General features: G+C 65.6%; 27 protein-coding genes. 9 read left to right on the plus strand and 18 right to left on the minus strand.

Annotated elements, in window-relative coordinates:
• Positions 1-50 precede the first annotated feature (50 nt).
• Together argS and J2Y55_RS08030 are read right to left on the minus strand one after the other, a co-directional pair.
• Positions 51-1,817, minus strand: coding sequence for an arginine--tRNA ligase (gene argS / locus J2Y55_RS08025; protein ID WP_310150329.1), 1,767 nt, complete (start codon positions 1,815-1,817; stop codon positions 51-53).
• A 48-nt stretch (positions 1,818-1,865) separates the two neighbouring features.
• Entirely contained in the window at positions 1,866-3,095 is a 1,230-nt protein-coding gene (locus tag J2Y55_RS08030) for a deoxyguanosinetriphosphate triphosphohydrolase (RefSeq protein WP_310150332.1), read from the minus strand.
• Between the two features lie 98 nt (positions 3,096-3,193).
• Between J2Y55_RS08030 and J2Y55_RS08035 the strand changes: the two genes are divergently transcribed.
• Complete coding sequence (locus tag J2Y55_RS08035) at positions 3,194-3,544, plus strand: HesB/IscA family protein (RefSeq protein ID WP_310150335.1); 351 nt, start codon at positions 3,194-3,196, stop codon at positions 3,542-3,544.
• Between the two features lie 16 nt (positions 3,545-3,560).
• Here J2Y55_RS08035 and J2Y55_RS08040 read toward each other — a convergent pair whose 3' ends face one another.
• Positions 3,561-4,034, minus strand: a complete 474-nt coding sequence (locus J2Y55_RS08040) for a hypothetical protein (protein ID WP_310150338.1) — start codon at positions 4,032-4,034, stop codon at positions 3,561-3,563.
• A 21-nt stretch (positions 4,035-4,055) separates the two neighbouring features.
• Positions 4,056-4,670, minus strand: coding sequence for a cold-shock protein (locus tag J2Y55_RS08045; RefSeq protein ID WP_404978849.1), 615 nt, complete (start codon positions 4,668-4,670; stop codon positions 4,056-4,058).
• 187 nt (positions 4,671-4,857) lie between these two features.
• Between J2Y55_RS08045 and J2Y55_RS08050 the strand changes: the two genes are divergently transcribed.
• Positions 4,858-5,490, plus strand: coding sequence for a LysE family translocator (locus J2Y55_RS08050; RefSeq protein WP_310150341.1), 633 nt, complete (start codon positions 4,858-4,860; stop codon positions 5,488-5,490).
• Between the two features lie 37 nt (positions 5,491-5,527).
• On the opposite strand, the gene J2Y55_RS08055 is transcribed toward J2Y55_RS08050, so the two are convergent.
• Entirely contained in the window at positions 5,528-6,358 is an 831-nt protein-coding gene (locus J2Y55_RS08055; RefSeq protein ID WP_310150344.1) for a helix-turn-helix transcriptional regulator, read from the minus strand.
• A 103-nt stretch (positions 6,359-6,461) separates the two neighbouring features.
• Between J2Y55_RS08055 and J2Y55_RS08060 the strand changes: the two genes are divergently transcribed.
• Positions 6,462-7,343, plus strand: a complete 882-nt coding sequence (locus tag J2Y55_RS08060) for an SDR family oxidoreductase (RefSeq protein WP_310150705.1) — start codon at positions 6,462-6,464, stop codon at positions 7,341-7,343.
• A 48-nt stretch (positions 7,344-7,391) separates the two neighbouring features.
• On the opposite strand, the gene J2Y55_RS08065 is transcribed toward J2Y55_RS08060, so the two are convergent.
• The 4 genes from J2Y55_RS08065 to J2Y55_RS08080 form a co-directional block, all read right to left on the minus strand.
• Positions 7,392-7,739, minus strand: a complete 348-nt coding sequence (locus J2Y55_RS08065) for a hypothetical protein (RefSeq protein WP_310150346.1) — start codon at positions 7,737-7,739, stop codon at positions 7,392-7,394.
• A 317-nt stretch (positions 7,740-8,056) separates the two neighbouring features.
• Positions 8,057-8,449: a GFA family protein gene (locus J2Y55_RS08070; RefSeq protein ID WP_310150349.1), complete on the minus strand. Its 393-nt coding sequence runs from the start codon at positions 8,447-8,449 to the stop codon at positions 8,057-8,059.
• A gap of 160 nt (positions 8,450-8,609) precedes the next feature.
• Positions 8,610-9,875, minus strand: coding sequence for an alkyl sulfatase dimerization domain-containing protein (locus tag J2Y55_RS08075; protein WP_310150351.1), 1,266 nt, complete (start codon positions 9,873-9,875; stop codon positions 8,610-8,612).
• Positions 9,876-10,158: 283 nt separating this feature from the next.
• Positions 10,159-10,914 (minus strand): SIR2 family NAD-dependent protein deacylase, encoded by a 756-nt coding sequence (locus J2Y55_RS08080; RefSeq protein WP_310150354.1) that lies wholly within the window; start codon positions 10,912-10,914, stop codon positions 10,159-10,161.
• A 96-nt stretch (positions 10,915-11,010) separates the two neighbouring features.
• Between J2Y55_RS08080 and J2Y55_RS08085 the strand changes: the two genes are divergently transcribed.
• Both J2Y55_RS08085 and J2Y55_RS08090 read left to right on the plus strand, forming a co-directional pair.
• Complete coding sequence (locus tag J2Y55_RS08085; protein WP_310150357.1) at positions 11,011-12,198, plus strand: aminotransferase; 1,188 nt, start codon at positions 11,011-11,013, stop codon at positions 12,196-12,198.
• Positions 12,199-12,225: 27 nt separating this feature from the next.
• Positions 12,226-12,651, plus strand: coding sequence for a lysozyme inhibitor LprI family protein (locus J2Y55_RS08090; RefSeq protein ID WP_310150360.1), 426 nt, complete (start codon positions 12,226-12,228; stop codon positions 12,649-12,651).
• Between the two features lie 106 nt (positions 12,652-12,757).
• Here J2Y55_RS08090 and J2Y55_RS08095 read toward each other — a convergent pair whose 3' ends face one another.
• The 3 genes from J2Y55_RS08095 to J2Y55_RS08105 form a co-directional block, all read right to left on the minus strand.
• Positions 12,758-13,150 (minus strand): hypothetical protein, encoded by a 393-nt coding sequence (locus J2Y55_RS08095; protein WP_310150363.1) that lies wholly within the window; start codon positions 13,148-13,150, stop codon positions 12,758-12,760.
• Between the two features lie 245 nt (positions 13,151-13,395).
• Positions 13,396-14,925, minus strand: coding sequence for a UxaA family hydrolase (locus J2Y55_RS08100; RefSeq protein WP_310150366.1), 1,530 nt, complete (start codon positions 14,923-14,925; stop codon positions 13,396-13,398).
• A 133-nt stretch (positions 14,926-15,058) separates the two neighbouring features.
• Positions 15,059-15,970, minus strand: a complete 912-nt coding sequence (locus tag J2Y55_RS08105; protein WP_310150369.1) for a LysR family transcriptional regulator — start codon at positions 15,968-15,970, stop codon at positions 15,059-15,061.
• Positions 15,971-16,064: 94 nt separating this feature from the next.
• On the opposite strand from J2Y55_RS08105, the gene J2Y55_RS08110 reads away from it, so the two are divergent.
• Positions 16,065-16,937 carry an aldo/keto reductase family oxidoreductase gene (locus J2Y55_RS08110; protein ID WP_310150372.1) on the plus strand — a complete coding sequence of 291 codons (873 nt, stop codon included), beginning with the start codon at positions 16,065-16,067 and terminating at the stop codon, positions 16,935-16,937.
• 95 nt (positions 16,938-17,032) lie between these two features.
• Here J2Y55_RS08110 and J2Y55_RS08115 read toward each other — a convergent pair whose 3' ends face one another.
• Positions 17,033-17,374 (minus strand): phasin family protein, encoded by a 342-nt coding sequence (locus J2Y55_RS08115; protein WP_310150375.1) that lies wholly within the window; start codon positions 17,372-17,374, stop codon positions 17,033-17,035.
• A gap of 384 nt (positions 17,375-17,758) precedes the next feature.
• Between J2Y55_RS08115 and J2Y55_RS08120 the strand changes: the two genes are divergently transcribed.
• On the plus strand, positions 17,759-19,411 hold the full coding sequence (locus J2Y55_RS08120) for a serine hydrolase (RefSeq protein ID WP_310150378.1): 1,653 nt from the start codon (positions 17,759-17,761) through the stop codon (positions 19,409-19,411).
• A gap of 64 nt (positions 19,412-19,475) precedes the next feature.
• On the opposite strand, the gene J2Y55_RS08125 is transcribed toward J2Y55_RS08120, so the two are convergent.
• Both J2Y55_RS08125 and J2Y55_RS08130 read right to left on the minus strand, forming a co-directional pair.
• A complete protein-coding gene (locus J2Y55_RS08125) occupies positions 19,476-20,195 on the minus strand; it encodes a DnaJ domain-containing protein (RefSeq protein WP_310150382.1) in 720 nt (239 codons plus the stop codon).
• Entirely contained in the window at positions 20,192-20,938 is a 747-nt protein-coding gene (locus J2Y55_RS08130) for a VWA domain-containing protein (protein WP_310150385.1), read from the minus strand. Before J2Y55_RS08130 ends, J2Y55_RS08125 begins: the two co-directional genes overlap by 4 nt.
• A gap of 99 nt (positions 20,939-21,037) precedes the next feature.
• Between J2Y55_RS08130 and panC the strand changes: the two genes are divergently transcribed.
• A complete protein-coding gene (gene panC, locus J2Y55_RS08135; RefSeq protein WP_404978851.1) occupies positions 21,038-21,886 on the plus strand; it encodes a pantoate--beta-alanine ligase in 849 nt (282 codons plus the stop codon).
• 279 nt (positions 21,887-22,165) lie between these two features.
• Here panC and J2Y55_RS08140 read toward each other — a convergent pair whose 3' ends face one another.
• From J2Y55_RS08140 to J2Y55_RS08150, 3 genes are read right to left on the minus strand one after another with little or no spacing between them, the layout of a single operon-like run.
• Positions 22,166-22,603 (minus strand): DUF1489 family protein, encoded by a 438-nt coding sequence (locus J2Y55_RS08140; protein ID WP_310150713.1) that lies wholly within the window; start codon positions 22,601-22,603, stop codon positions 22,166-22,168.
• A 47-nt stretch (positions 22,604-22,650) separates the two neighbouring features.
• Positions 22,651-23,553, minus strand: a complete 903-nt coding sequence (locus J2Y55_RS08145; protein ID WP_310150389.1) for a hypothetical protein — start codon at positions 23,551-23,553, stop codon at positions 22,651-22,653.
• A 5-nt stretch (positions 23,554-23,558) separates the two neighbouring features.
• On the minus strand, positions 23,559-24,128 hold the full coding sequence (locus J2Y55_RS08150) for a peptidoglycan-binding domain-containing protein (protein WP_310150392.1): 570 nt from the start codon (positions 24,126-24,128) through the stop codon (positions 23,559-23,561).
• Here J2Y55_RS08150 and J2Y55_RS08155 point away from each other — a divergent pair.
• Positions 24,103-24,870 (plus strand): SDR family NAD(P)-dependent oxidoreductase, encoded by a 768-nt coding sequence (locus J2Y55_RS08155; RefSeq protein WP_310150394.1) that lies wholly within the window; start codon positions 24,103-24,105, stop codon positions 24,868-24,870. The genes J2Y55_RS08150 and J2Y55_RS08155 overlap by 26 nt on opposite strands.
• The last annotated feature ends 12 nt before the right edge of the window (positions 24,871-24,882 follow it).

Raw genomic sequence — 24,882 nt, forward strand, 5'->3', positions numbered from 1 at the left:
ACCTCACGCGCGGTCAAATTGACCTTTGTGCGCGCTGCCGGAAGGTTCCGTCAGCGCATCTCTTCCGGCGCCGCTACACCCGCGACTGCCAGACCGGAAGCAAGAACGCTGCGCACCGCATGCACGAACGCCAATCTCGCTTCCGTCGACTTTCGATCAGTTTGATTAACGAACCGTAATTGCGGCGAGTCTTTGCCCTTGTTCCACAGCGAGTGGAAGGCGCTCGCCAGCTCATGCACGAAAAAGGCCACCCGATGCGGCTCATGCGCCAGGGCTGCACCCTCGATCATCCTGGGATAGGCCGCGATCATCTTGACGATGCCGATCTCGGCCTCGTCGGTGAGCATGGCGAGGTCCGCTTGAGCCATCTTGGCTGGCGACAGATCGAGATCGGGAAAGGCCTCGCGCGCCTGCCGGAAGATCGAAGCACAGCGCGCATGCGCGTACTGGACATAGAAGACGGGGTTGTCCTTCGACTGCTCGACGACCTTGGCGAGATCGAAGTCGAGCGTCGCGTCGTTCTTGCGGAAGATCATCATGAAGCGCACCGCGTCGCGGCCGACCTCGTCGATCACCTCGCGCAGCGTGACGAAATCGCCCGAGCGCTTCGACATGCGCACCTGCTCGCCATTGCGCAGCAACCGGACGAGCTGGCAGAGCTTGACGTCGAGCGCCCCTGCTCCCCCGGTCACCGCCTTCACGGCCGCCTGCATGCGCTTGACGTAGCCGCCGTGGTCGGCGCCCCAGACGTCGATCATCTCGGTGAAGCCGCGCGTGAACTTGGAGCGGTGATAGGCGATATCGTTGGCGAAATAGGTGTAGCTGCCATCCGACTTCAAAATCGGGCGGTCGACATCGTCGCCGAACTGGGTGGCGCGGAACAGGGTCTGCTCGCGATCCTCCCAATCCTCGTCCTTCTGGCCCTTGGGCGGCGGCAGGCGGCCCTCATAGATCAGGTCGCGAGCGCGCAGATCCGCGATCGTCTCGGCCACGGCGTCGAGATTGCCGTCGACCTTCTGCAGCGAGCGCTCGGAGAAGAAGACATCGTGGACGACGCCGAGCGCCGCGAGATCGTCGCGGATCATCGCCATCATGCCGTCGATCGCGACCGCGCGGACGAGCGGCAGCCACTCGGATTCGGGCTTTGCCAGCAAGGCGTCGCCATGCGCCTTGGCCAGCGTCTGCCCGACGGAGACGAGATAGTCGCCGGGATACAAGCCCTCGGGGATCTCGCCGATCGTCTCGCCCAGCGCCTCGCGATAACGCAGGAAGGCGGAGCGGGCGAGCACATCGACCTGCGCGCCTGCATCGTTGATGTAATATTCCCGCGCCACGTTGTGACCGGCGAAAGCCAGCACATTGGCGAGCGAATCACCGAAGACCGCGCCGCGGCCATGGCCGACATGCATCGGCCCGGTCGGATTGGCCGAGACATATTCGACATTGATCTTCGGCTCGGGCTTGAACGCGCCCCGGCCATAATCGAGCCCGGCCTCTACCGCGCTCTTCAGGATCGCGGTGAAGATCTCCGGCTGCAGCGTCAGGTTGATGAAGCCCGGCCCGGCGATCTCGGTCTTGACGATCGTCTCATCGCTGGCAAGTTCTTCGCAGATCAGTTGCGCCAGCGCGCGCGGATTGGTGCCCGCTTCCTTGGCCAGCACCATCGCGGCATTGGTCGAAAGGTCGCCATGGGCAGCATCCCTGGTCGGCTCGACCACGACCCGGCCGAGATTGAGCCCGGCGGGAAGCGCACCACGCTCGGACAAGCGCGCCAGCGCGGCGTTGACGCGGGCGGAATAGGTCTCGAACAGGTTCATCGCGGTCATTCTTGGCGGTGGTTCGTGCTTGCAGGGAAGCGCCCGGCCCTATCGCAGCGAGGGGGTGGCGTCAAACAGGCGGCGGTGTTCGTCGAGCGCGTACCAGTCGGTCATGCCGGCGATATAGTCCGAAATCCGCCGCGCCCGGCGCTGCGGATCGAGCGCCTCGCAGCCCTCGCCCCACTCCGCCGGCATGGCGCAGGGCTCGGCCAGGAAGCGTGAGAACAGGTCGCGCACCACATCTGCCGCCCTGCGCCGGATCTCGGCGATACGCGGATGGCGATACATATTGGGATAGAGAAAGGCCTTGATCTCGCTGTCGGCCGCCGTGATCGCCTTGGAGAAGGCGACCACGGGCGCGCCCGCCCGACGGACCGCATCGGCGTCCCGCGGCTTCAGCGCCGCGATCCGGGCCTGCGACTCCGCGATCACATCCTCGACGAAGCGGGTGATGACGCGGCGGACGAGCTCGTTGGTGGCGCGCGGCTTGGCGAGGCCGGGATGCAGCTGGTCGATCTCGTCGAGCAGTTCCGCCAGGAACGGCAGCTTGCGCAGATCGGCAAGCTCGAACAGCCCGGCGCGCAGGCCGTCATCGAGATCATGGGCGTTATAGGCGATGTCGTCGGCGAGCGCGGCGGCCTGCGCCTCGGCCGAGGCATGGCTGTCGAGCCAGAGATCCTGCTGCGCCTGGTATTCGAGGATCGCGGCGGGAATGCCGGTATCCGCGTAGCGCGCGGTCGGCCGGCCATCGGCATCGAGCAGCGGGCCATTATGCTTGACCAGCCCCTCCAGCGTCTCCCAGCTCAGGTTCAGCCCGTCGAAGCCGGCATAGCGATGCTCCAATCGCGTCACGATTCGCAGCGTCTGCGCGTTGTGGTCGAAGCCGCCGAAGTCTTTCATGCACGCGTCGAGCGCATCCTCGCCGGTATGGCCGAAGGGCGTGTGGCCGAGGTCATGCGCCAGCGCCAGCGCCTCGGCGAGATCCTCGTCGAGCCCCAGAGCCCGGGCGAGCGCACGCGCGATCTGCGCCACCTCGATCGTATGCGTCAGTCGCGTGCGATAATGGTCTCCCTCATGCGAAACAAAGACTTGCGTCTTGTGCTTCAAGCGCCGGAAGGCCGTGGAATGGATGATGCGGTCGCGGTCGCGCTGGAATTGGCTGCGCGTCGGCGAGCTCGGCTCATCGACCAGACGACCACGACTCAGGCTCGAGCGGCAGGCATAAATCGCCCGCCAGCGGTCGCCGGGTTCCGGTTCAAAGCTCTGTTGATGCGGCATGGCGGACCTGTCATCGCCCCCTGCTTGTAGTGGCGCGTGCCGGCAATTACCTTTGTGGGTAACCCGGGTGCAAGGAGCATCTGCCCAAGGAGCTCGCCATGTCGACCGCTATCGAGGTCAATCCGCGCGGCATCGCCGTCACCGGCAAGGCCGCGAGCCGCATTCTCTCCGTGATGGAAAAGGAGCCGCCCGGCTCGATGCTGCGCGTCAGCGTCGCCGGCGGCGGCTGTTCCGGCTTCCAGTACATCTTCGACGTCGACCGGGAAAAAGCGCCGGGCGACCTCGTGATCGAGCGCGATGGCGCGACCGTGCTGATCGACGAGACCTCGCTCGATCTGCTCGAAGGCTGCACGATCGATTTCGTCGACGACCTGGTGGGGCAGTCCTTCCGCATCACCAACCCGAACGCAACCAGCTCGTGTGGGTGCGGGACGTCGTTTGCGGTTTAGCCCTCAGCCAATGCGGCTATTTTGGCAGAATCGGTAATAGTCGCCGAAGCGTAGAGCTGGGCCGTTCGGGCCTCCTTGGAGGCGATTCAATACCTAAAAGCGCCTCGCAGTCTGCCACGGTCTTCCGATAGTCCGACCAGGTGCGATCTGCCCATTCTGCGTCATGGGCCTCGGAGGTGTTCGCCGCCTGATTGAGATCAGGCTGGATGATCGAGGCGTGGAACACGACAGTGATCGACAGCTGAGTATAGGCCTGCGAGCAGGCGCCGATGGACGAGGCCTGCCGCTCATTGGCGATGTCTTCCATAATCTCGTTGTGAACGTCGAGAAGCCCACGGCTTGAGAGCGAAGCGAACGCTTCAAGCGTCATTTTCTCAAGCGAGATGAGTTTGCCGTATAACGGATCTGAATTCACAACTTGCGCGAAGATTGGCCCCGCACAAAGCGGCGCAATTATCGCGCCCAATGCTACCGAGCGACGATACCCCACCGATAACCCTCGGTCTTCAGCTCAATGCGAACTGATCGCGCCGCCCTGCTCCAGCCGGATCTCGGCGGCCATCAGGCCCTTCGGCCCGGGGCCGTAGCGCACCAGCACGGCCTGGCCCGGGATCAACTCCACGAGGCCATAGCGCCGCAGCGTTTCCATATGGACAAAGATATCCGGCGCGCCCTCGCCCGCCGAGACGAAGCCGAAGCCGCGCAGGCGGTTGAACCACTTCACCACCATGCGCTCGAGGCCGCTGGTCGGCGTGACCGAGACATTGGTGCGCGCCATCGGCAATTCGGCGGGATGACGCCCGGCGCTGGTGTCGATCGACAGAACCCGCACCGCCTGCCGGCCGCGTGTCTTCTCGATCGCCTCGAGCACGATGCGCGCGCCCTCGGCAATGGCGTTGAAGCCGTCGCGCTTCAGGATGGTGACATGGACGAGCACGTCGGCGCCGCCATCCTCCGGGACGACGAAGCCATAGCCCTTGCTGACATCGAACCATTTGACATAGCCGGCGAGCTCGACGCCGGCCTCATGAGCCAGCCCATCGGGCCCGTCGAGCCGCATCACGCGATTGAGCGACTGGATCGGTCCCACTGGTGGTCGCCCGCTCTCACCGTACTCGTCGGACATGTGCCGCTCACCCCCGCGCGAATGGCTTGATTCGTGGTGTCACGATACCATTGCTGCCAAGGCGCGATACAGCCCGCAGAGCTTCATCCACATCAACGAGAGGGAAATATTCAATTGTAAGCAGCTTGGCCGCCCAAAGCTCAGTCGTCATGATCACGCGCGCCACCATTTGATTCCGGAGAGACCGATGCAAGACCTGCAGACCCTGGTTCTCTTTACGGCAGCTTGCGCGGTGCTGACCGCGACGCCGGGTCCCGACATGCTGCTGATCGCGTCGCGCAGCCTGAGCCAGGGCCGCCTCGCCGGTTTCCTGACCTATACCGGCATCGCGGCGGGCAGCTATCTGCAGGCCTTCGCCGCCGCATTCGGGCTGTCGCAGCTCTTCATCCTGGTTCCGGCCGCCTACGACATCCTGCGCTGGGTCGGCGCGGCCTATCTCGCCTGGCTCGCCTGGACGACGCTGCGCACGAAAACCCCGCTCTTCGCGCCGGATACCACGGCAAGCCCCGTCTCGATGCGTCGCATCTTCATGCAGGGCCTGCTAACCAACCTGCTCAACCCCAAAATGGCGCTGTTCATGCTCGCCTTGCTGCCGCAGTTCCTGAAGCCGGAAGCCGGTTCAGTCGCGCTTCAGGTCATGGTGCTGGCGACGATCCTCAACCTGATGGGGCTGATCACGAATGGCATTGTGATCCTGACCGCGAGCCGGCTCGGCCATGCCATCGCCAGCCGTCCGCATCTCGCACGCCTACCGCAGAAGCTGATGGGCGCGGTCTTCGGCGCGCTGGCGATCAGGCTGGCACTCTCGGCGCGCGAATGAGGCCCCGGCACGTCGCCCAACCGGTCGCCGGCAGTCCCTAGCCCGCTACTGGCAGTCCTTCGACCAGGGACTCGATGAGCCTCCTATCGGCCGGCGTGGCCGGGTTATAGACGATAAGGCTCAGATCCGGCCGGGCATCCACCGCGAAGGCAGAGTATTCCAGTGTGATCGGTCCCAGCCTGGGATGACGCAGGCGCTTCACGCCGTCGCCATGCGTCTGGACATTGTTGTCGCGCCACATCGCTGCGAATTCGGGGCTCGCCTGGCTCAATTCATCGACCAGCTTCACGACCTCCGCGTCGGCACCCGCGCGTGCGGCATCGATCCGGAAAGTAGCCACGACGAAGCGGGCCACGGATTCCCATTCCGACTGCGCGGCGCGGACGCGGGGATCACAGAAGATCAGGCGCAGGACGTTGCGTTGATCGGGCGGGAGCGCGCCATAGTCGGTCAGTACGGCCGCGGCTGCGCGGTTCCAGGCAACGACGTCCCAGGTCGCCGTCCGGACGATCGCAGGGCTGTAGGTCAATACGTCGAGCAGGCGCTGCAATCGCGGCGTGATCGCGTCGCTGCCGCGATAACGGACCTCGGGCGGACGACCGAGACCGACAAGGAACAGATGCTCGCGCTCGATATCCGTCAGCGTCAGCGCCCGTGCGATCCGGTCGAGCACATCCGCCGAGGGACTTCCGCCGCGCCCCTGCTCCAGCCAAGTGTACCAGGTCGCGCTGATATTGGCGCGCTGCGCCACCTCCTCGCGGCGCAGCCCCGCGGTTCGCCGCCGGCCGCCGGCGAGGCCGAACGAGGCAGGATCGAGCTTCGTGCGTCGGCTCCTGAGATAAACACCGAGCGAATTGCCGTCGGACATCGCGGCCCATCCTGTTAGCAATTATACCGGGATAAGATCACTACTTTACCTGAATAGCCAGTCTGCCCACAACGGCCAAAGTGAAATTCTGGAGGCTGAGCGCATGCGTGTATTCATGACGGGAGCCACCGGCTGGGTCGGCTCGGCGGTGGTCCAGGAACTGGTCGGGGCCGGCCATAAGGTGACGGGCCTGGCCCGCTCCGACGAAAAGGCTGCCGCGCTCGCAGCCACCGGGGCCGATGTGCTGCGCGGCACCCTCGACGACCTCGACGCGTTGCGCAGCGCAGCTTCGGCAGCGGACGCGGTGATCCACACCGCGTTCAATCACGATTTCTCCAGATTCGCCGAGAATGCCCAGCAGGATCGGCGCGCTATTGAGGCGCTGGGAAGCGCGCTGGCAGGATCGAACCGTCCGCTGCTCGTTACCTCGGGCTTCGCGCACCTCGCTCCGGGTCGGCTCGCAACCGAGCTGGACGTGCCCTCCTCCGATCCATCCTTCCCACGTCGCTCCGAGGCGGCAGCGCGAGCGCTGGCGGAGCGCGGCGTGCGCGCGGCGACGATCCGGCTCGCGCCGTCGGTCCACGGCCTTAGCGATCACGGCTTCATCCCGATCCTGATTGCGATGGCGCGCGAGACAGGCGTGTCGGCCTATATCGGCGAGGGCCGGAACCGCTGGGCCGGCGTGCACCGGCTCGACGCCGGGCGCCTCTACCGGCTCGCACTCGAACAGGGCGCCACCGAGCCCGCCTATCACGCGGTCGCCGACGAAGGCACGCCCTTCAAGGATATCGCCGAGGTGATCGGCCGCCGGCTCGGCTTGCCCGTCGAATCGCGTCGCCGCGAGCATTTCGGCTGGTTCGCCGACTTCGCAGGCGCGGATATGGCGGCGTCGAGCGAGCGCACGCGGTCGCTGCTCGGTTGGGAGCCGACCGGCCCGAACCTGCTCAGCGATATCGATCAGCCCGGCTACTATGCCGTTCGATGAGGCATGCGGTGGCCCCGGCCGCCGGCCGCTAGGGTCGGATGATTTGCTCTATCGCAGCCAGGACGGAGCGACATAGCCGACGCAGCGCAGCTCTCCGCGCTTCGGGTTCACCACCTCGAAGGCGGAGACCGGGCAGTTGTTCGCGGGCGCCGGCTCCTTGAGCTCGGTGATGCTGCCATTGCCGGAACGAAGCTTGCGGAACGTCCAGGTCGAGCCGCCCGAATAATATTGCGAGCTGAGCTGCCAGCCCTGAGCCATGACCTCTTCGCTGAGCAGCGGGACCGACAGCGCGAAGGCACAAGCTCCGCCGGCCAGGGCATTCGCGAGCCGTTTCAGGACCGGGCGGGAGGATGCCGGAGCGGTATCTGCGTTCGCTTTCGGGTCGTTCTGTGTCATCGGGGGACATCCAAAATTGCGCTGCCCCCAAAGCTGCAATCATGACGCCGGGGAAGTTCGCTGGATGCCGCCCCCGGAACCACACCGTGATTCCGAGCTACCGCCCTGGCCGTGGCGAAGGGTCGAAGGGCCGCGGCTGGCCAGTTTCGCCCTGACTACCGGCAGCGCCGAGGGCCGGGCCGAGACGATCGCCCGCAGCACAACCTGGTACTTTCCTTGGGAAAAACGCGCCTCTGGGCGGCCGCCGGCGCTCTGGCTATCGCCCTCGCCCGGCGGAATGGAATGCCGGCACGGCGCCCTCGCCCCGCTCGTGCGACCTACTCTTCGAAGCGGCTCGTGGCGTCGCGATCGCGCTCATATCGTCTCTTGAGCGGAAATGGCGGCAACCAGGCCTCGCGGCGGATGGTCCAGAGTTCGTAGGTCGGCATCAACTGGTCGGGGGCATCCAGCGATCCCAGGTTCACTTCGATTTCGTCGGCGCTGCGGGCGAAAACGGGCGAGCCGCAGCGGGGACAGAAAAACCGCCCGGCATAGCCGCATGTTTCGCCATCGATCGTCACCGCATCCTCTGGGAACACCGCGGAAGCGTGGAAAAGCGCCCCATGATGCTTGCGGCAGTCGAGACAGTGACAGAGGCCGACCCGGTAGGGGCGCCCAGACGCCACAATCCGGACGTCGCCGCACCGGCAACCGCCCGTGAACCGGTCCATGCTGTGTCTCCTCCAAGATCGAGCAGTCGGGATGCTAACAACCAACCCCATCGAGCGTCCATGAAGGCCGTGACATGGAGCGCGCGAGACCAAGGCAGATGATGAGCGATGATAAAGCAACACGATCGCTTGGGCAGAAAGCCTACGGCTCCTCGCTCGGTCAGGCTTTCGACTTCTCTTCTGCATCGCGCTGGTAGACAGCGAAGAAAGCCTTGCCCATCAGCGTGGTCTCGCCATCGATGCATCTCTGGAGAACCGCCGCGCGGATCGCTTGAATCTGCGCGCCCTCCGGAGCCGCCGCCCCGGCGAATTCGGCAAGCTGAGCCGCAAGCCGCGTCTGGCCTTCCCCGGACAGGATGGCGGCCCGCTCGGCAAGCTTGTCCGCGCCGCCCGCGAGCCGCGCCAGCTCCGCTGCCAGATCGGCAGTCCGCGCCGGCTTCAGATGCGCCGGATCGCCATCGAACCAGCCGGCATAGAAATGGTAGATGGCCCGGACGAGGAATTCGGGGTCATCATATTTCGGTAGCAGATAGGGCTTCGCCAGATAGCGGGGCGGGACTTTGACCGCGTGCAGCACCTCATCGAGCGTGGCGCCCTGATTGATCAACCGGAGCGTCTCGCGCGTCAGATATTCGAGCGCCTCCGCGCCGTCCCGCAGCACCTGCGCCGTCCGCTCCGCGCCGAAAATGACCGGCCCATGGCCCGGGATCAGGATCTCCGGCTCGAGCTTTTCCATGCGTCGTAACGCGACCGCCCAATCAGCCGCGTAACGCTGGACCTTGCGCGGGTTGCCCGCATTCGGGAACACCCAGATCACGAAGTCGCCGCTCGCCAGGACCCGGCGCTTCGGCAGCCAGACGAAGCTGGCGTCGTCGGTTTCGCCACGCCCGTGGAAAAGCGTGATCTCCTCGCCGCCGATCGTGAGCGACAAGCTGTCGTCATAGACCTCGTCGGGCTGTCGCTGGCCGATCGGGTAGACATAGCCCGGCTTGTTGAATTGCTGGCCCTGAACCAGGCTGTTGAAGCCGTGCGAGGCTTCGTATCGCTCCATGCGGCGCCGCACATTCCGGTGAGCGACGATGCGCGGCCTGGGGCGGCCCCTCGCATCGGCTTCCTCGTCGATGAGTTTGATACCGCTGGTGTGGTCGATATGGCCATGGGTGTAGATTACGGTGTGAACCGGGCTGTCGTCCCAGCTTCGCACGACGGCCAGGGTCCGGGCCGCGGTATCGGGCTTGGCCGTGTCGATCAGGACGAGCCCGGCATCGGTGCGGATAGCCGTGACGCTGCCGCAAAAATACGTCGTATGGACGGTGATGATATTCTCCGCGACCTGCGTGATCGCGCCCTCCGACACCGCCCCCGTCCACTCCTCCATCGGGGCAGCGCCGCTCCAGAGCCGCTCGAACAACGCGTCGTGAGCCATCCCGAAATCCCTCTCAACAGAGCCGAACGTCTTGCTCGGAGACTGCTTGAGCTTCCCCGCAGCCCTCATCCTGAGGAGCCATTCCCCTGGGAATGGCATCTCGAAGGATGCTCGCAGAGGCTCTGGAACCTCCTGGCACATCCGTCGAGACGCTGCTTCGCGGCTCCTCAGGATGAGGGCCCAAGTCTCAAACTGTCTTTTAGCACCGCCGCCAATGGAATGAAGCTCAGGCCGGCTGGATACTGACAGGCCGCGTCAGCTACGGCGCGCATGACGCAAGCCCCTACCCCGCCAATCGCCCCAGCGCCGGGCCGATCTCGGCCCGCACCACCAGATCGGCGATGGCGTCGAGCTCCGTCGGCTCGCGGTTGACGATGACGAGTTTCGCGCCATTGCGCTTGGCGATGACGGGAATCGTCGCGGCGGGAAAGACGACGAGCGAAGAGCCGACCACGAGGAAGAGATCGGCCTGCAGCGTCAGCGCTTGGGCCCGCTGCATCTGAATCTGCGGCATCGCCTGACCAAACGAGATCGTCGCCGATTTGACCTGGCCGCCGCACATGATGCAGCTCGGCGGCTCGCCCGTCGCCTCGAAGATCGGCCTGATCGCGGCGAGCTCATGACGCCAGCCGCAGGTCAGGCACGTAGCGTAGGTGCCGTTGCCGTGGAGTTCGACGATGCGCTCATCGGGAATGCCCGAGGCCTGATGCAGGCCGTCGATGTTCTGGGTGACGATGCCAGGCGAGCGGCCCTCGCTCACCAGCCGCGCCAAAGCGCGGTGGCCCCGATTGGGGCCGGCACCGGCGAAATGGTCGTCCATCGCGAATTTGCGCCGCCAAGCCTCGATGCGCGCCTCGCGGCTGGCGGTGAAGGCGGCAAACGGGATCGGCTTGTGGACCATCCAGGGCGAACCCGGCGTGCGGAAATCCGGCACGCCGGATTCAGTCGAGATGCCGGCTCCGGTAAAGCCGACGATCACGGCTGCCCGGTCGAGCATCGCATGGAGTTCGTCGATGGCGTCGTTGGTCTCGTCCTGCATGCGCAATGATATGGGGTGATAACCCGCCCGCGTCCAAGTTGATTGACAAGGATGGCGGATTGACGAGGGCGCCGCCGCATCCCAAAGCTGCCTGCCATGTTGAAGACGCCGCAAGCCACCTTGAATCCCGACCTGCTCGACACCGGTACGCCGCCGATCCCCGAGGCCCAAGGCTGGGCGCGCGCCTATGACGGCCGCAACGGGCCGCTGATCGATTTGTCTCAGGCCGTGCCGGGCTCACCGCCGCCACAGGAACTGCTGCAGCGCCTCGGTGAGGCCGCCGGCGCGACCGATAGCGCCCGCTATGGCGTGATCACCGGCGATCTCGCTTTGCGCGAGGCCTATGTGAAGGAGATCGGGGGCATCTATGGCGCGCGCTTCTCGCCCAGCGAGATCGCCATCACCTCGGGCTGCAACCAGGCCTATGTCATCACGATGATGGCGCTGGCCCGGGCCGGCGACAATGTGCTCCTGCCGACGCCCTGGTATTTCAACCACGAGATGACGCTGACCATGCTCGGCGTCGAGCCCAGGCCTCTGCCCTGCGATCCCGCAGCCGGGTTTGTGCCCGATGTCGCAGATGCAGAAAAGCTGATCGACGCCCGCACCCGCGCCATCGTGCTGGTGACGCCAAACAACCCCACCGGCGCGGTCTATCCGGCAGCGACCATCGCCGCCTTCGCCGAGCTCTGCGCCAGGCGCGGGCTCTGGCTCGTGCTCGACGAGACCTATCGCGATTTCCTGCCGGAAGGCGTTGCGATACCGCATGAGGTCTTCGTCGCAAGCGCTTGGCAAGACTCCGTCATCGGGCTCTACAGCTTCTCCAAAGCCTATGCCGTGCCGGGCTGGCGCCTGGGTGCGATTACGGCGGGCGAGAAGGTCGTCGCGCAGATCGGCAAGGTGCTCGACTGCGTCCAGATCAGCCCGGTGCGCGCCGGTCAGGCAGCAATCACCTGGGGCATCGACGGCATCCGCGCCTGGCGCGAAGCCAACCGGGCCGAGATCAACGCCCGCGCCGCCTTGTTCCGCGCCGCGATGGCCCCGCTGAACGGCTGGCGCGTGCTCGCGGCAGGCGCCTATTTCGCCTATGTCGCGCATCCCTTCGCGGGCGTGCCGGCCGCTGAGGTCGCGCGTGCGCTTGTGCAGGAGCGCGGCGTGCTCGCCCTGCCCGGCCCCTATTTCGGCCCGGAACAGGAGCAGCATCTGCGCATCGCCATCGCCAATGTCGCAGCCGACCGGATCGGCGGATTAACCGAAAGACTGCGTGGATTCGCCCTGGGTTGAATCGAACAAACAGCAGGGAGCCCCGCAATGTGGTTCGATATCCGAAAGGCGGCCATATGCCTCGGCGTCATGGCCGTGCTCGCGGGCGCCGCGCAGCCGGGCGCGGCGCAGCAGCGCACCCTGGAGGAGAGCTTTTCTCCCACCTACCAGAAATGCATGGAAGCAAGCGGCGGCGTCACCGTGGCGATGCTCGATTGCGGGGCAGCCGAATACAGGACGCTCGATGCCGAGCTCAACGCCGCCTATCGCGGCGCGTCGGCCAATCTGACGCCGGATCAGCGCAATCTGCTGCGCAATACCCAGCGCGCCTGGCTGGCGCATCGTGATGCCACCTGCTCCTTCATGACCGGCTTGCGCGACCGCGGCACGATGGCGTCATTGAGCGACCAGAGCTGCCTCCTGAAGCTGACCGCGGAACGCACGAAATGGTTGAAAGACCTCTCGCCGCTTTAGATCGGAGCGTGCTAGAGCGCGGCGGGAGCCAGCTCGTATGAAGAAAACGCGTTGAAACAAAGGGCTAGAGCGATTGAACGATCCTCTTGGTTGGAAAGTGCTCTAGCTACCTGAACAGGCTCGCATAGCGCTCGCGATAGGCCCAGACCAGCAGGCTTCCGAGCACCACCAGGATGATCGCGACCGGGATGCCCTGGGGGTTGATCACCAGGTGGAACAGCACGATCACCGTCATCACCGGCGCGAGCAATGCGAGGCCAAAGGCCGGCACGATGTTCAGGAGCAGGCTGAGCGCACCCGCCAGATTGACCGTCTTCAACAGCGGCCAGAAGAAGCCGGCATTCTGCAGCGCGGTCTCGAAGGCGACGCCGCGCTCGCTAGTCGGCGGATGAATCAGATGCGCGCCAGTCGCAAGCCACCAGAATCCGTCGACCGCGCTGACCAGGAAAAGCAGCCCGAGCAGGATGCGCGGAACAGTAACCAGAAGAATATTGCGCATGATCGCCCCCCGGCACCGCTTTACGATACGGAAAGGCCTATCGGTCAAGGCCGAACAGGTGTCAATGCGCCCCTTGCCCTTCTCCCCTGGCGGGAGAAGGTGGCACGGCGAAGCCGTGACGGATGAGGGGGCGCCGTGCGCTTTCTCGTTTGAAATGGACGAAGATGACGTCAACCGGAACGGTCACGGCGGCCCCTCATCCGGCGCTTCGCGCCACCTTCTCCCGCCAGGGGAGAAGGAAAGCGCTACATCGTCGCACCGATCTGCCAGGGCACGAATTCGGCGTCGCCATAGCCCATCTCTTCGGACTTGGAGTGCTCGCCCGAAGCGATGCGCAGCAGGTAGTCGAAGATCTCCTTGCCCTTCTCCTCCAGCGTCACGCCGTCGAGCACATCGCCGCAATTGATGTCCATGTCGTCGGTCTGCTTCAGATACATCGGCGTGTTGGTGGCGAGCTTGACCGAGGGCGTCGGCTTGCAGCCATAGGCCGAGCCGCGGCCCGTGGTGAAGGCGAGGATATTGGCGCCGCCGGCGACCTGCCCCGTGGCGGAAACCGGATCGTAGCCGGGCGTGTCCATATAGACGAAGCCCTTGGACTTCACCTGCTCGGCATAGTGATAGACGGCGGCGAGCGTCTTGGTGCCGCCCTTGGCGGCGGCGCCAAGCGACTTTTCCAGGATGGTGGTGAGCCCGCCGGCCTTGTTGCCGGGCGACGGGTTGTTGTTCATGTCCATCCGGGCGCGGGCCGTATAGTCCTCCCACCACTTGATGATGCCGACGAGCTTCTCTCCGACCTCGCGGGTGGCGGCGCGGCGGGTCAGCAGATGCTCGGCGCCGTAGATCTCCGGCGTCTCCGAGAGGATCGCGGTGCCGCCATGCTCGACCAAGAGGTCGACGGCCTTGCCCAGCGCCGGGTTGGCGGTGATGCCGGAATAGCCGTCCGAGCCGCCGCATTGCAGCGCCAGCATCAATTCCGAGGCCGGCACGGTCTCGCGCACGGCGCGGTTGGCGATCGGCAGCATCACCTTCAGCGCCTCGATGCCGGCGGCGACAGCCTTCTTCGTGCCACCGGTCTCCTGAATCGTCAGCGTGCGGAAGACGTCGCTCTCCTCGACGCCATAGGCGTCCTTCATCCGCTTGATCTGGAAACCTTCGCAGCCGAGGCCGACGACGAGGACGGCGGCCATGTTCGGGTTGCAGGCATAGCCCCAGGTCGTGCGCTTCAACACCTCGAAGCTCTCGCCATTATAGTCGATGCCGCAGCCGGTGCCGTGGGTCAGCGCGATGACGCCGTCGACATTGGGATAATCGGCGAGCAAGCCCGAGCGCTTGACCTCCTCGGCCATGAAGCGCGCCGCCGAGGCCGAGCAGTTCACCGAAGTGAGGATGCCGACATAATTGCGCGTACCGGCCTTGCCGTTGGCCCGACGGAAGCCCTCGAAGGTTGCCTGCTGCTCGACCGGCAACACGAATTCGGGCTTGGCTTCGGCGCAGAAGGCATAGTCGCGTTCGAAGGCATGGAAGCCGGTATTGTGCTCATGCACCCACTCGCCAGGCGGAATATCGACCGTGGCGAAACCGATGATCTGGCCGAATTTGCGGATCGGCTCGCCGGTCGCGATCTTGCTCAGCGCCAGCTTGTGCCCGCGCGGAATCCGCTTCAGCGCAGTGACGCCCGCGGCAATGACGCCGACATCGACAGGATCGACCGCGACCGCGACATTGTCGGCGGCGTTGAGCGTGAGCGTGCGGGGGGGAAGCGCTTTGTCGAGCATGTGCGAACCGCTGGCTGGGGCGCGCCGCGACCGGTGCGGCGACATACGCAACACATGCACCTGCGCGGCTCAGTTTTCAATCGTTTGAAGAAGACGACCGCGTTTGAAGAAGCTGGCCGCCCGGCGGCGCATGTCAGACCCGGCCGCCCGCTGCCTTGACGAAATCGAGGAAGGCGCGCAGCGGGGCGGGAACCAGGCGCCTGCCGGGATAATACAGGAACGGCCCCGGAAAGCTCTGCCACCAGGATTCGAGAACCGGTTCGAGCGCGCCGCTATCGAGATGCGGACGCAGCCAGCCCTCGAAAAGGGAGATGATCCCGCGGCCGGCGATCGCGGCCTCGACGGCGAGATCGATCGCGCCTCCCACGCTGACGATGAGCGGGCCCGCAGGGTCGACCCGGACGACCTCGCCATCCCGCTCGAACTCCCATGGCGTCGTCAAGGCGCCGCTGGCAAAACGGCCGAGCAGGCAGGCATGGCCGAGCAGGTCGCGGGGATGCGCCGGACGGCCGGCGCGATCGAGATAGCTCGTGGCCGCCGCAGCCGCGAAGCGCTGGACGCGGGGGCCGATCGGCACCGCGATCATGTCCTGCTCCAGACGCTCGTCATAGCGGATGCCGGCGTCGCAGCCGGCGGCGAGAACATCGACGAAACTTTCGTCGGCGACCACTTCCAGCCGAATCTCCGGATAGGCGGCCAGGAACGGCGGCACGATGGCGGGCAGGATGAGCCGCGACGCGCTGACCGGCACGTTGAGGCGCAGCGTTCCCGCGGGCCTGTCGCGAAAGCTGCTCACGACGTCGAGCGCCGTTTCCACTTCCAGGAGGGCCGGCCCGAGACGATCGAGCAGGCGTTGGCCAGCTTCGGTCACTGCCACGCTGCGTGTGGTGCGGTTGAACAGCCTGACACCGAGCTGCGCCTCGAGCCGGCGGATCGCTTCGCTCAAGCCCGACGCACTACCGCCGCTGGCCCGTGCGCCATCGCGAAAGCCCTTGGCGCGCGCGACCGCCACAAAGGCGTTGAGATCGCCCAGCTCGACTTTCATTGTTTTGAATCCCGCACAGCCCGTGCCGATTATGACCAGTTATCGTGCGCGCCGGCAATCACTAGCTCAGGGTCGTTCCCAGAGGAGATCATCCATGTCCACGATCGAACCATTCGTCCTCGGCGACCGCCCCGTGAAGCGCCTTGGCTACGGCGCCATGCAACTCGCAGGGCCCGGCGTCTTCGGCCCGCCCAAGGATCGCGACGCCGCGCTCGCCGTCCTGCGCGAGGCGGCGGCAGCAGGCGTGAACCACATCGACACCTCGGATTTCTATGGGCCCCACGTCACCAACCGGATCATCCGCGAGGCCCTGCATCCCTATCCCGACAACCTCGTCATCGTCACGAAGGTCGGCGCCCGGCGCGGCGACGACGCATCCTGGATTCCAGCCTTTTCGGCAAACGAGCTGACGCAGGCGGTCCATGACAACCTCGGCAATCTCGGCCTCGACGTCTTGGACGTCGTCAATCTCCGCGCCATGTTCGACGTCCACGGCCCGACAGAAGGGTCGCTGGAGGCGCCGCTCGGCACGCTGGCCGAACTCCAGCGCAAGGGCCTCATCCGTCATATCGGGCTGAGCAATGTCACGCCGACGCAGATCGCGGACGCGCGCAAGATGGTCGAGATCGTCTGCGTCCAGAACCAGTACAATCTGGCGCACAGGACAGACGATGCCTTGATCGACGATCTCGCCCGCGACGGCCTCGCCTATGTGCCGTTCTTCCCGCTCGGTGGTTTCAACCCGCTGCAATCCTCGATCCTGTCGGATGTCGCCGCGCAGCTCGGCGCCACGCCGATGCAGGTCGCGCTCGCCTGGCTGCTTCACCGGGCACCCAACATTCTCCTGATCCCTGGAACCTCGTCTGTCGCGCATCTGCACGACAATCTGGCTGCAGCGGATATCGTCTTGCCCGACGATGCGCTCACGGCCCTGGACGGAATCGCGGCGCCGGCAGCTCACGGCTGAAGCGCCGATCCAAGCCAAAGAAAAAGCCCGGCCTCACGGCCGGGCTTCATATCGTGTCAGCGAGCCTGCGCCGCCTGCGGCGGCGTGGCGTCAGCTCACTTGGCGGCCGGAACGGCCTTGGCGACGATGCCTTCGAACGGCTTGTAGGCGTCCTTGGCGAGGGCGGTGTAGAGCTCGCCCATCTTGGTCAGCTGGGCAACGGCGCCCTCGAAAGCGGTCTTGACGTAGTCGGTCTGGATCTCGATCGCCTTGTCCAAGGTCTTCACGGCGGCGAGCTTCTCGATCGTCGCGGTGCCGGCCTCGAAGGACTTCTTGGCATAGTCGGAAGCCTCGACGGCAATGGTCTGCACGCCCTTGGAGGTGACGCCGAAAGCCTTCAGGGCCGCATCGACGTTCTCTTTCGAAGCCTTCTGGATCGTCTCGAACTGCTGGATCATGTTTCTTCCCTCCGGCACCGGAGTGCCGCCTCTGCTGACGAGCCCTTGCGGACCCAGGTTTCTCGCCCCAAGGCCAGATGAAAAGGTTCACCACCAGGGACAGTCCTCATATTGTGCAGTGCAACATGAATGTCAAGGACACACCGCATTGCACCAGACGCAGACCGCACCAAAACAGATGCGTCGCTTTTTAACGGCTCCGTAACCGCATCCGCCTAACCTCTCCCACTGTGTCCTTATCGCCACGTTTGTTGACGGGGTGTGGGATCGGGACGTGAGTTCTGAGTTGAGGCGGGTTGCATGGCTTTTTGTTGCGTTGGTACCCGACGCGCGCGTCTTCGCGCGGTCGTCGGACTGATCGGTGTCGTCACGATTGCGGTCAGCATGGCCGCGTCTCCGGCCGAAGCCCGCAAGCGTCGCCACCATGGCGCCGGCGGCGGCTATACGCCGCCTTATGCGGCGATGGTCGTGGACGTGAAGAGCGGCCGCACCCTGCACGCCGTCAATGAGGATGCGCCGCGCATCCCCGCCTCCCTGACCAAGGTCATGACGCTCTATATGCTGTTCGAGCAGATGGAGCGCGGCCGCTTCAGCATGGATTCCGAGCTCAAGGTCTCGACTTACGCCGCTTCGCAGCCGCCGACCAAGCTCGGCCTGCGCCCGGGCTCCACCATCGCGGTCGAGGACGCCATCAAGGGCATGATCACGCTCTCGGCCAACGACGCCTCGGTCGTGGTCGCCGAGAGCATCGCCGGCTCCGAGGACGCCTTCGCCGAGATGATGACGCGCAAGGCGCGCTCGCTCGGCATGAGCTCCACGCGCTTCCACAATCCGCACGGCCTGCCGCATTCCCCGCCGAACCTGACCACGGCGCGCGACCTCACCATCCTCGCCCGCGCGATCCAGGAGCGGTTCCCGCGTTATTTCCCGCTCTTCCAGACGCGCTCCTTTCAATATGGCGAGCGCACGATCCGGGGTCATAATCGCCTGCTCGGCCGCATCGAGGGCGTCGACGGCATCAAGACCGGCTACACCCGCGCCTCAGGCTTCAACCTGATGACCTCGGCCAAATCGGAAGGCCGCCAGATCGTCTCGGTCGTGCTCGGCGGCCGCTCCGGCGCCTCCCGCGACAAGATCATGGCTGATCTCGTGGTCGCCAACCTGCCTCGCGCCGCCACCAGCGGCCGCGCCTCGACCATGGTCGCCGAAGCGCCCGAGCCGGAGGAGACGCCGCGCCGCGCCGCTCCGGTCGCCGTCGCGCCGCCGCAGCCCGTCGCTGTCGCCGCCGTCGAGCCCGCGCCCATGCCGGTGCCGCGCCCACGCGTCCAGCAGGAAGCGCCGCTTCCCGCCGCCGCCCGCGCCTACACCGCCACCACCACGACGCCGATCGCGCCGCCGCGCCCGCTCAATGTCGGGGCCCAGCCGCTGCAGCTTTCGGGCATGCGCACCGTGACCGCCACGACGACGCCTTCGGCGATGCGCTGGTCGATCGGCTCCCAGCCGGCCGACGCCAAGGTCCTGCGCCCGCCGGCGAATGTCGACGTCACCTCCTCGATCGCCAAGGTCTCCGAGCCCGACGAAGAGGCTCTCGCCAAGCTCGCCCAGGGCAAGCCGCAGGAGGTCAAGCAGCAAGAGGCGAAGCAGGCCGAGCGCAAAATCGAACTGCGCCAGCCTGTCGCCGTGGCCGCCGTCGCCGCGGAGAAGAAGTCCGAGCCCGCCACCACCATCCTCGCCAAGGCCGCAGCCGACACCAAGGCGAATGATGCCCGTCCGGTAGCGAGCGTCGCCAGCGGCAAATGGATCATCCAGCTCGGCGCCACCGATGACGAGGCCAAGGCCAAGGACATTCTGGCCCGCGCCCGCTCCAAGGCGGCAGGCCCCCTGGCCGATGCCTCCGGCTTCACCGAGAAGGTCGAGAAGGGCGGCGCCACCTTGTTCCGTGCCCGCTTCGCCGGCTTCGAGGACCCCAAGGACGCCCAGAACGCCTGCACGAAGCTCAAGCGCGACGGTTTCGCCTGCTTCGCGACCCGCGGCTGACGGACAGACAGGAAAGGATCTGAGACCGATGTCGTTCCAGCCCCACACCCTGCCGCCGTTCGGCTCACTTCAGAAGGACGTCCTTGGCCTGGTTGACGCGAGCGGCAAGGCCGCTGCTGCCGCCGGCATCCGGGTGAATCCGCTTCATCAGGCTCCGATGGGCCTCGCGGATCGCCTGCTCGCCCGCCCCCGGCTGAAGCCCCAGGATCTCGTAGGCCTCCTGCTGCGACATCGCGCCCGGGCCCGCCGCGCCACCCTGCCCCGTGTCGCGGTGACGATCAGCGTCTTCACGCCAGCCGGGCGTCCGGCGGTCGAGATATGCCTCTAGCAAGCGGGCGCCGTCCGGATCACCCACGAGGCATTCGCGCATCAAGGCGCTGATCTCCGGCAGGCTCAAGCCATCGAGATCGCGCCCCGCAAAGGCCCCGGCGCGGACCTTGCCGGTCATCCCGCCGCTGTCATGGTCGAGTTCCATCTGCAGCAGCCTGGATTCGACCTTGGAGCGCGCGCCCGGCGTCGTGCTCGTCCCAGCTCCTCCGCCCCAGGGAAAGCGCATTCCACCGGGCCCATAGGCGCTCCAGCCGAGCAGCCAGGCGCCGAGCCCGCCGACGAAGATCGCCATGTCGAGCCGCCCGCGCAGCATCAACAAGGCCGCGACGCCGAGCGAAAGCACGCCGCCCCCGGTCTTGACCGCCTTGGCCAGAAGCTTCGGATTGGTGCCGGCGAACAGCTTCGACACCCACCAGAGCAGGATCAGCACGGCGACGCCGTAAAACAGGCTCAAGCTCGGCCTCCATCCATCGCGCTCAGCAACCCCTTGACCGCAGCATTCTCGCCGGCGAGCCGCAACAGCGCCTCCCGCCCGCCGCTGGCATAGGCGGCCGCTCCCCGCAGCAGATCGAGCAGCGAGCCCGGCGCATTGACGTCGAAGCGCGCATGCGCACCACCGGTCAGGCGCGCGATCGTTGCAAAGGCGGCGCTGGCGGCGGGGTCATGCCCCTCCTGGAATAGGAAACCGCGAATCCCGCGCAGGCCGAGCTCTCCGCTAAGCGCGGCAAGCGCATCGACATCCTCCTCCATCGCATCGCCAACGAAGACGAAGGCGCGGATCGGCACGGTCTTCGCCTCATGGCGGATATGCTTGAGCACGCGATGGATCTGCGTCTGGCCGCCCTCGCAGGCGATCCGGCTCATCAGCCCGTTGAGGCGCTGCGGCTCGCCGACCCAGCCCGACGAGCGGCACTCCATCAGCCCGCGGAAATAGACGAGCTGAACCGCAAGCCCACCGCTCTTCGCCGCGACCTCGAACATCCGCGCCTGCAAGGAGCAGGCAAGGTCCCATGTCGGCTGGCGGCTCATGGTGGCGTCGAGCGCGAAGACGAGCCGACCCGCCTGGCCCGTCGCCAGCGGCGCGAGCTGCTTGGCGGCTCCCAGGAAGCGGTCGATCGCACCCGGCGCCGAGGCCCCCGCAGCCTGTGGCGCGGTGGCTTCGGCCTTGCCCAGGGCACGGTCGGTCTTGTCGCTCATGGGGCTCCCGGTCGCACGACGCTGCAAATCATAGCTAAGCTGATATTGGCCATCGCCCGCGCATTTGCTACCCGTCCGCAAAATGGGAGGACAGGCGCAGTGACGCAGATAGCGGTTTTCGAGACAATCGCCGCGATGCGGGCCAAGGTCGCGGCCTGGCATGCCGCAGGCGAGAAGGTCGCGCTGGTGCCGACCATGGGCGCGCTGCATCAAGGCCATATCGCCCTGGTGAAGGAGGCTCAGCGCCATGCGCAGCGCGTCATCACCACGATCTTCGTCAACCCGACGCAGTTCGCCCCGCATGAGGACTTCAAGAAATATCCGCGCACCTTCGACCAGGACTGCGCGATGCTGGCCGAGGCGCAGGCCGATGCGGTCTTCTTTCCCCAGGTCGAGGAAATGTATCCGCCGGGCTTCGCCACCCGCATCCTGCTGCTCGGCCCCGCCGCGGTCGGCCTCGACGATCGCTTCCGGCCGACGCATTTCGAAGGTGTTGCAACGGTTTGCTGCAAACTCTTTACCCAGAGTCAGGCCGATTGCGCCGTCTTCGGCGAGAAGGATTATCAGCAGCTCAAGGTGGTGACGCGGATGGCCGCCGATCTTGACCTCGGCATCGAGATCGTCCCGCTCCAAACCTTCCGCGAGCCCGACGGCCTCGCCATGTCCTCGCGCAACCGCTACCTCTCGGCCGAACATCGCGCGCTCGCGCCGCTGCTGCACAAGGTCATGCAAGCGCTCGCCGCGCGCCTGCGTAACCGCGACGATCTGTTCAAGGCAGTGACCGAAGCGCAGGGCGAGATCATCTCGGGCGGCTTCGAGCTCGACTATCTGGAGGCACGCCACGCAGAGTCACTGGCGCCAGTGACCTCGCTCGCCGACGGGCCGATCCGGATCCTGGTCGCGGCGCGGATCGGCGGAACGCGATTGATCGACAATATTGCCGTTTGAGCCGTGGCGATGGCACCTCTGTACTGGGTCGGAGGCTGTCCCCTCTGCCGGCAAGGCCGCATCATCCTCCAGCGGAACGATGCGTCGGGGACGATCTACGCTCATTGCGAGGAATGCGAGCAAGGCTATGCCGAGCCGGCTGACCGTGATGCTGGGAGGGGCTTTCTGACGCTCGCCCTGGACTACGAGACATCGGATCCCGATTGGACTGCGATTGAAGGCTCGCCTTGGGCGGAACACGTCCTGGGCCGATTGGGCTGAACGACCGACCGGCGGAGCCTACAGCAACCCCAACTCCGCCAACTCCCGCCGCATCGCTTCGGGCATCACGCCGAGATCGCCGCTGCGGCCATCGATGTCGCGCGGCTTGTCCTTGTCGGCGAGATAGCGCCAGCCCTGGAACGGCCGGCAGGGGCGCGGCTCGACCGGCACCACCACCGGCTCCATCACCAGATGGCAGCGGCCGATGCCGTCCGCATCGGTGAACGGCCTGATCTCCGTCAGGCGCTGGCGAGCCGAGATCTGGCCCTTGATCACCCAATAGAGCGAGCCGCCATCGACGATCTCGCTGACGCGCTTGGGCACCATGCGGGTGGTGTGCGTCTGCTCGTTTGGACGGCCCATCCGCCGGCGCAACAGCGACTGCTCCTCGATCCATTCCTCGAGATCGCTGATCGATTCGGCGCCGACGCAGAGTTTGAGCAGGTGAAGCGACATGGCCGGGATAGTAGCGTCGATCGCCGCTCGCGCCAGCGCCGCCGCGCTCAATCCAAAGCTTTTCTCGAATGCTCGATGGCGTAGGTGCCGCCATCGAATTTGCGCACCGTGTCCGGCGAATTGGGAGTGGGGGCGGCTGCCGCGTCGAGCATTTCGGCGGTCGAAAGCCCCTGATTAACCTTGTGCAGGATGGTGTCGGAGACCATGAGCGCATTGTCAGCCAAGAGCCGCTTGCGTACGTCCTGGATTTCATCGGGATCGAGCAGGCTTATGAACGAACAGCCGCCGACCGATTGCAGTTTCGGCTTTCCGTCTGTCCAGACCACGGTCGTCGAAGTCGAGAAGGTCCACTGGACCGCGCGCACCGGGACATGCGCACCATCGGGGCGCTCGACGACGAGGGCTGTGATGAAATTCGTTTCGCTGGCGTGCTTCTGCAGGAAATTCCGTTTTGCTGTCAGCATGTTGGCGCGCACGAGACGGGCGGTTCCGCCAGGCGAATCGGTGATCGTGATCGAGCCCTGGCTGTTGTTGGCGACCGGCTTTGCCAGCGCCGAAAAAAACGGCAGCGACGGCGCCGAAAAATTGTTGCCCACATTCGCGCCGACACAATCGAGGTTCCAGGTGAAGTTGATCGAGGTCGTGCCGATGGTCTGCGAGCCGTGCTCCGGCTCGAGCCCGGCATAGGACATCGAGAGGAATTTGTGGAACGCGATCTGTTTGAGACCGTAGCCCGTTCCAGCAGGCGCCCCCTTGGGCGTGAAGCTGCAGGTCGTTTTGAACGCCTGCACGCCGCTATTGGGAGCGAAGCGCCCGACCATCAGCCGCCAGTCGAACGGGTCGGGCTTTTCGAAATCGACCGGGCGGCTCCTCGCCGCGTCGGAATTGAAAATATTCTCGAAGGTGACGCCGGAAATGGTGAAGCCAGGCGAAATCGTATGATCGGACATGTCGCCTACCAGTACATATTGCCGCGCTGCTCGGCCGGGAGAACCCGGTCGAACGCCTGGCCTGCCTTGTATTTCCCGAAATCGGGCAATTCGAGCAACGGGTCGGCAAGGATCAATTCATCGAACAGTCCCAGCGTCTTGGGGCCGATCATCCCATCGGAGGCAAGCCTTTTCTGCAGCTGGAACTTGCGCACATTAGCGTCGGTCTCGCTGCCGAAAATCCCGTCCCACTGGCCATTCTTGAACGATTTGACGAAGCTGAAGCCGAGGTCGTTGAGCAGATCCTGCATCGTCGCGACAGCGGGTCCGGCGGCGCCGCGGGCGAGTGGCGCAGACGACGTCACCCTGAGCAAAGGCGGGCAGGCGGAAAGGCGACGGGACCGAAACATCGCTGCGTCTCCGTGATTGGCAGAATCAGACCAATAGCAATCCAGAATAAACCCAAAAACATCAGACACCGAAACGGCCAGGCTTGTAAATCCACACAACGCGGCGACGTGACCGCCGCCGCCGAACAGGCTATCCAGACCCGCACACAGGAGACCCACCATGCGCGGACTTGCAGGCAAGGCCATCCTCGTCACCGGCTCCTCGACCGGAATCGGCTACGCCATGGCGCAGCGGCTGGTGGCGGACGGCGCAAAAGTGCTCGTCCATGGCCGCGACCAGGAGGAGGTCGACGCCGCCTGCCGGCATCTGGGCGCATCGACGCAAGGGGCCACCGGCGACCTCGCCGACCCCGCCACCGCGCAAACGCTGGTCGACGCCACGGTGAAGGCCTTCGGGCGCATCGACGGCCTCGTCAATAATGCCGGCATCTATCCGCGCGGCGTGCTGGCCGAGACCACGGCGACCTTCTTCGACCACATCTTCGCGATCAACACCCGCGCCCCGCTGCTTTGCGCCGAGGCCGCGATCCGCGCCTTCCGCCTGCAGAAATCCGGCGGCGCCATCGTCACCGTCGGCTCGATCAACGCCTATTGCGGGCTCTCCAACCTGACCGTCTATTCGATGTCGAAGGGCGCGCTGATGACGATGACGCGCAACCTCGCCAACACGCTCGGGTCCGAGCATATCCGCGTGAACCAGCTCAATGTCGGCTGGACCTTCACCGCCAACGAGGATGCGACACAGCAGCGCGAGGGCCAGAAGCCTGGCTGGCAGGACCATGTCCCGCTCAAGCTCGCCCCGACCGGCCGGATCATGCAGCCCGAGGAGATCGCGGCCCACACCGCCTTCTGGCTCTCCGACGAGAGCGCCCCAGTCTCGGGCCAGCTCTACGAGGCCGAGCAATACCCGCTGATCGGTCGCGTCTGATCCGTGGATTCC

It is taken from the genome of Allobosea sp. BE125, from assembly GCF_031456075.1.
Taxonomy (GTDB): Bacteria; Pseudomonadota; Alphaproteobacteria; order Rhizobiales; family Beijerinckiaceae; genus Allobosea.